This is a genomic window from Nocardia sp. NPDC005978 (assembly GCF_040614455.1).
GTDB lineage: Bacteria > Actinomycetota > Actinomycetes > Mycobacteriales > Mycobacteriaceae > Nocardia.
This window is the reverse complement of the sequence record NZ_JBEXUS010000015.1, coordinates 24,252-29,567: the sequence shown is the minus strand read 5'-3', so window position 1 is coordinate 29,567 and position 5,316 is coordinate 24,252. Positions and strand designations below refer to the sequence as shown.

The following is a 5,316-nucleotide window of genomic DNA, read 5'->3' as shown; positions in this document are numbered from 1 at the left end:
CCCAAACCTCGTTTCCGGAACACCACGCAGCGCTCCCCACCGAAAACCCCAACAGGACGCCACACCGACCAGCGTGGCGTCCGATGCTCGAGGCTCACTTCACGTAACAATCAGACAAAGATGTACTTTGGGCTATCTCTTCAGGCAGCCGATCTTGTTACAGCGGCGAGCCCGTACCCACCGGCCATCGCCACGCCGTTTTCCTAGTCCTGCTGCTGAACACCCGAACCAATCTACCGTCCGGCGCGCCCACGCAACCACGAAGGGCCATAGCCCTGCGCTATCGCCGCATTTCGTGGTCTCAGCGAGTGATATGCGTCCTGTCGCGGCTCGGGTCGTAGAGATGCGACTGAGCGCAATCGACACTTTCGGCCAGCGCCGGGCCCACCAGAATCACTGCCGCCTGGCGCAATTCGGCCGCCTCCACGCGATCGGCGATATCGGCCAGGGTGCCGCGCAGCACGAGCTGCTCGGGCTGGCTGGCCCGGTAGACCACGGCCACCGGACAGTGCGCGCCGTACTCACCCGCCAACTCGGCCGCCAGCACGCGAACACGAGTTATAGCCAGATGCAATATCAGGGTGGCGCGGGTGCGCGCGAAGTTCGCCAGCGCCTCGGTCTCGGGCATCGCCGTGGACCGCGCGTGCGTGCGGGTCAGGACCACCGATTGCACCTGCTCGGGCACGGTCAGCTCCGCCCCGAGGATGGCCGCCGCGGCCGCGTAGGCCGGAACGCCGGGGGTGACGTCCCACGGGATGCACGCCGCGTCCAGCCGGGCCTTCTGCTCCGAGAGCGCCGAATAGACGGACGGATCGCCCGAGCACAACCGGGCCACGTCCTTGCCCTCGGCGTGCGCCCGCACGCAGTGCGCGATGATCTGATCCAGATCCAGGCCCTGGGTGTCGATGAGCTCGGCCCCGGGCGCGCAGTGCGCGAGCACCTCGGGGTCGAGGTAGGTCCCCGCGTACAGGCACACCGGGGCGGACCGCAGCAGGTTCACCGCGCGCACGGTCAGCAGATCGGCCGCGCCCGGTCCGGCCCCGATGAAGTGCACTGTCATACGAGCGAGTCTGGCAGGTCAGGCCGAGACGTCGAAGTGGGCCTGCACCTTGTCCGGCCGCAACCGCACCACCAGCTCACCGGGCACGCCGTTGCGCCGGCCGAATTCCGCGCCGCGATCGGCGCCCATGTACCGCGCGCCGATGCGGGTGGCCGTGGCAACCAGATCGTCCAGGTCCTCGGAGATCTCCGCGACCCCCTGCACCTGCACGAAGGCGTACGGCGGCGTCTCCAGGTCCACCACCAGGCACAGGCGGGGATCCCGCGCGATGGCCTTGCCCTTGGCGGTGTTCGCGCCGGTGTTGAAGACGACGGCGTCGTCCTCCAGGACGAACCAGATCGGGGTGACCAGCGGCCGGCCGTCCGCCGCGACGAACGCGACCTTGCCGGTCCGGGTGCCTTCTTCGAGGAATGCGCGCACTGTCGGATCAGAGAGTGAGGCCATGGGAACACCGTAGGCCGCGACCCTCGCGAACCGGATGAACCAGGCGGGGTCCGCTCAGATCGCGCCGCGTTCGCGGGCCCGGGCCACCGCCGAGGTCCGGGATTTCACCCCGAGTTTGGCGTAGATGTGCACGAGATGGGATTTGACCGTGGTCTCGCTCAGGAACAGCCGGCGGCCGATCTCCCGATTGGAATGCCCGTCGGCCACCAGCCGCAGCACCTCGATCTCGCGCGGGCTCAGGGTCGTATCCGGCTTGCGGACCCGGGTCATCAGCCGCGACGCGACCGACGGCGACAGCACGCTCTCGCCCGCCGCGGCCGAGCTGACCGCGGCCAGCAGTTCCGCGGGCGGGGTGTCCTTGAGGATGTAGCCGCACGCGCCCGCCTCGATCGCGCCGAGGATGTCGGCGTCGGTGTCGTAGTTGGTGACCACCAGAACGTTGGGGGGCGAAGGCAATTCGCGCAGCGCGGCGGTGGCGTCGGCGCCCGAGCTGCCCGGCCCGAAGCGCAGATCCATCAGGACCAGGTCGACGCCGGTGGTCGCGCAGAACGCCACCGCGTCCTCGGCGGTCGCCGCCTCCCCCACCACCTCGATGTCCGCGCCGGAATCGCTTTCGGCCACACCGGAATCCAGCAGCGCGCGCAGGCCCGCGCGCACGATGGCGTGATCGTCGGCGAGCAGAATGCGAATCATGGCTCCTCCACGGGGAACGACACGGTGACCGCGGTGTGGCCGGGTTCGGACTCCACGTTCATGGTGCCGCCCTGCTGTTCCACCCGGCTGCGCATGGCGGTGAGACCGAAACTGCCCGAGGGCGATTGCGCGAGCACCGCCGGTGCGATGCCCACCCCATCGTCCACCACGTCCAGGTGCACCGCGTCCCCGGCGTAGGTCAGGGTGACCCGCATCCGCCCAGCGCCCGCGTGCCGCACCACGTTCGACACCGCGCTCTGGGCGATGCGGACCAGCGCGGCCTCCACCGACATGGGCAGCGCGTGCGGTTCACCTTCCACGAGCATCTGCGCGTCGAGCCCCGGGGCGGCGGCCCGCTGGGTGATCCGGGTGAGCGCACTCGCGAGCGACTGCCCTTCCAGCGCGGCCGGGGTGAGTTCGGCGATGAGCTGGCGGGTTTCGACGAGACTGTCGGCGGCCGTCTCGCGGGCCAGCCGAATCTTCTCCAGCGCCGGATGATCCGGGGCGGCGCGCTCGACCGCGTGCAGCAGCAACTGAATGCTGCTCAGCCCCTGGGCCACGGTGTCGTGGATCTCCTGTGCCAGGCGTTCGCGCTCGGCCATCTTGCCCGCCGTGCGCTCCTGCTCGGCCAAAGTGTTTCGGGTGGCCAGCAATTCGTCGATGAGCCGCTGCCGCTCGGCGGCCTCGCGGAACAGCGCCTCGTACCCGAGCCCGATGGCCACGGCCACCAGGGCGCCCAGCAGCGGCCCGATCACCCCGCCCATCGACCAGCCCCGGTGCCAGGCGAACCCGAACACCGAGAGCACCGTCGCCGCCAGCACCGCGAGCAGACCCCAATTGCGCGGCAGCAGATGCAGATACAGGAAGAACAGCCCGAAGACCAGGTACACCGCGATGGGTTCGACGATCACCAGTCCGAGCCACATGACGGTCAGCGCGAGCAGCCACACCCGGGCCGCGGTGAGCCGTCGGCGGAACAGCCCGCCGGTGAAGTACACGCCCAGGAACGCGCCCGCGAGCACCAGCACCGCGTAGGGGTGCGAGTCGGCCACGAACGCCCGCCCGACCACCACCGCCGTCAGGGCGACCACCAGCACGTGCAGGCCGACCTGGAGGCCGGAGAAGACGGGGGTCAGGGGCGAACGGTGCACGCCGACCAGCTTATGCCGGGCAACTCGGGCGGCATCCATCGAAAGTAGGAAACGCCGACCCACCGATGGCAGCCCCCGGATTCCTCCGGCGGCGCGATGGTTTCCGGCCGCCGCCGCGACAGGCTGGAGTCATGTTCGTCGCACTCCGAGATCTGCGGGCCGCCCGCGGCCGTTTCCTGCTCATCACCCTGGTGGTGACCCTGGTCGCGCTGCTCGTCACCTTCTTGAGCGGGCTCACCGCCGGGCTCGCGCACCAGAACATCTCGGCGGTGGAGTCGCTGACCGCCGAGTCGGTGGTCTTCGCCGACACCGGTTCCGGCCCGTCCTTCGACGCCTCCAGCCTCGGCCCGGACCAGGTGCGCGTGTGGCAGGAGGCGGGCGGCACGGTGGATCCCGTGGGCATCAGCCGTGCCCGCGCTACCGCGGACGGGGCCGGGGCGACCCAGGTGGCGCTGTTCGGCGTCGAAGGAACGCCTTTCGGCAATCGCACGGCAACCGAACCCGGCCGGGTGATCCTCAGCAGCGCGGCCGCCAAGGACCTGGACGCCGTGGCCGGCGACACCGTGGGGCTGGGCAGCGGCAATTTCATCGTGCAGGGCGTGACCGGCGACGACTGGTACGCGCACACGCCGGTGGTGTGGATGACGCTGTCCGACTGGCAGGCGCTCAACCCGCGGTCCGGGGCGGCGACGGTGCTGGCGGTCTCCGGGGTCGGCGACATGGCGGCGGTGAACGCGAAGGCGCGCACCACCGATACCTCCGCCGCGGATTCGCTGTCCGCCATGAGCTCCTATCAGGCCGAGAACGGTTCGCTCACCCTGATGACGGTCATGTTGTTCGCGATCTCGGCACTGGTCATCGGCGCGTTCTTCACGGTGTGGACGGTGCAGCGCATGCCCGACGTCGCGACCCTGAAGGCGCTCGGCGCGACCACCGGTTCGCTGGTCCGCGATGCGCTGGGCCAGGCCCTGGTGGTCCTGGTGGCCGGCGTGGGAGCGGGTTTGGGCGGCACGGTGCTGGCGGGCGTGTTCATCGGCGACGCAATGCCTTTCACCCTCACGCTGAGCACCACGCTGCTGCCCGCGACGGCCCTGGTCCTGCTCGGTCTGCTCGGCGCGGCGTTCGCCCTGCGCTTCCTGGCCACCACCGATCCGCTCACCGCCCTGAACCAGGCCCGCTGACAAGCCTTGTCCCCCAGGAGATTCGCCATGACCAACACCCTGACCGTCACCGACCTGACCCTCACCTTCCCCGACGGCAACGAGCGCGTGACCGCGCTCGACAAGGTGAATCTGCGGGTGGGCGGCGGCGAGATAGCCGCCATCACCGGCCCCTCCGGCTCCGGTAAATCCACCCTGCTGGCGGCTGTGTCGACCCTGGTCCGCCCCGACTCGGGCCGCATCGAGCTGGACACCGATGGCGGCCCGGTCGACCTGGCCGCGCTGTCACGCCGCGCGGCAACCGCCATGCGCCGCAACACGATCGGGATCGTGTTCCAGCAGTCGAACCTGATTCCCGCCCTCACCGCCCTGGAACAGCTCGAAGCCATGGCCCACCTCGGCCAGTCCCTGCTGGTCTCGCCCGCCCGCCGCCGCGCGACCCGGGCGCACGCCCGCGAGCTGCTCGACGCGGTGGGTCTGTCCGGCCACGAGAACAAGCGCCCCGCGCAGCTGTCCGGCGGCCAGCGCCAGCGGGTGAACATCGCCCGCGCCCTCATGAACGAGCCCGCCCTGCTGGTGATCGACGAACCCACCAGCGCCCTGGATCAGGAGCGGGGCGCGGCGATCATCGAGCTGATCGTGCGCATCGTCCGCGAACACAACGCCGCGACCCTGCTGGTGACCCACGACCGCGCCCACCTGCACCGGATGGACACCGTGCACCGGATGGTCGACGGCGTGCTGACCCTCGGGAGTACCGCGACAATCGCCGCATAACCGGCGTGCGACTATCGGCAAGCACCCGCTT

Annotated in this window: 6 protein-coding genes; 2 read left to right on the top strand and 4 right to left on the bottom strand. The window is 70.1% G+C overall.

The window, feature by feature from the left end; translation table 11 throughout:
* Positions 1 to 301 precede the first annotated feature (301 nt).
* From cobM to ABZ319_RS09665, 4 genes are read right to left on the bottom strand one after another with little or no spacing between them, the layout of a single operon-like run.
* Entirely contained in the window at positions 302 to 1,060 is a 759-nt protein-coding gene (cobM, locus tag ABZ319_RS09680; RefSeq protein WP_354985926.1) for a precorrin-4 C(11)-methyltransferase, read from the bottom strand.
* An 18-nt stretch (positions 1,061 to 1,078) separates the two neighbouring features.
* Positions 1,079 to 1,504, bottom strand: coding sequence for a PPOX class F420-dependent oxidoreductase (locus ABZ319_RS09675; RefSeq protein ID WP_354985925.1), 426 nt, complete (start codon positions 1,502 to 1,504; stop codon positions 1,079 to 1,081).
* Between the two features lie 54 nt (positions 1,505 to 1,558).
* On the bottom strand, positions 1,559 to 2,197 hold the full coding sequence (locus ABZ319_RS09670; protein WP_354985924.1) for a response regulator transcription factor: 639 nt from the start codon (positions 2,195 to 2,197) through the stop codon (positions 1,559 to 1,561).
* The gene (locus tag ABZ319_RS09665) at positions 2,194 to 3,348 is read right to left on the bottom strand and encodes a sensor histidine kinase (protein WP_354985923.1); all 1,155 of its coding nucleotides are present in this window, start codon (positions 3,346 to 3,348) and stop codon (positions 2,194 to 2,196) included. Before ABZ319_RS09665 ends, ABZ319_RS09670 begins: the two co-directional genes overlap by 4 nt.
* Before the next feature lie 131 nt (positions 3,349 to 3,479).
* Between ABZ319_RS09665 and ABZ319_RS09660 the strand changes: the two genes are divergently transcribed.
* Positions 3,480 to 4,529, top strand: coding sequence for an ABC transporter permease (locus tag ABZ319_RS09660; RefSeq protein ID WP_354985922.1), 1,050 nt, complete (start codon positions 3,480 to 3,482; stop codon positions 4,527 to 4,529).
* Between the two features lie 27 nt (positions 4,530 to 4,556).
* Positions 4,557 to 5,285 (top strand): ABC transporter ATP-binding protein, encoded by a 729-nt coding sequence (locus tag ABZ319_RS09655; RefSeq protein ID WP_354985921.1) that lies wholly within the window; start codon positions 4,557 to 4,559, stop codon positions 5,283 to 5,285.
* Positions 5,286 to 5,316: the final 31 nt, after the last annotated feature.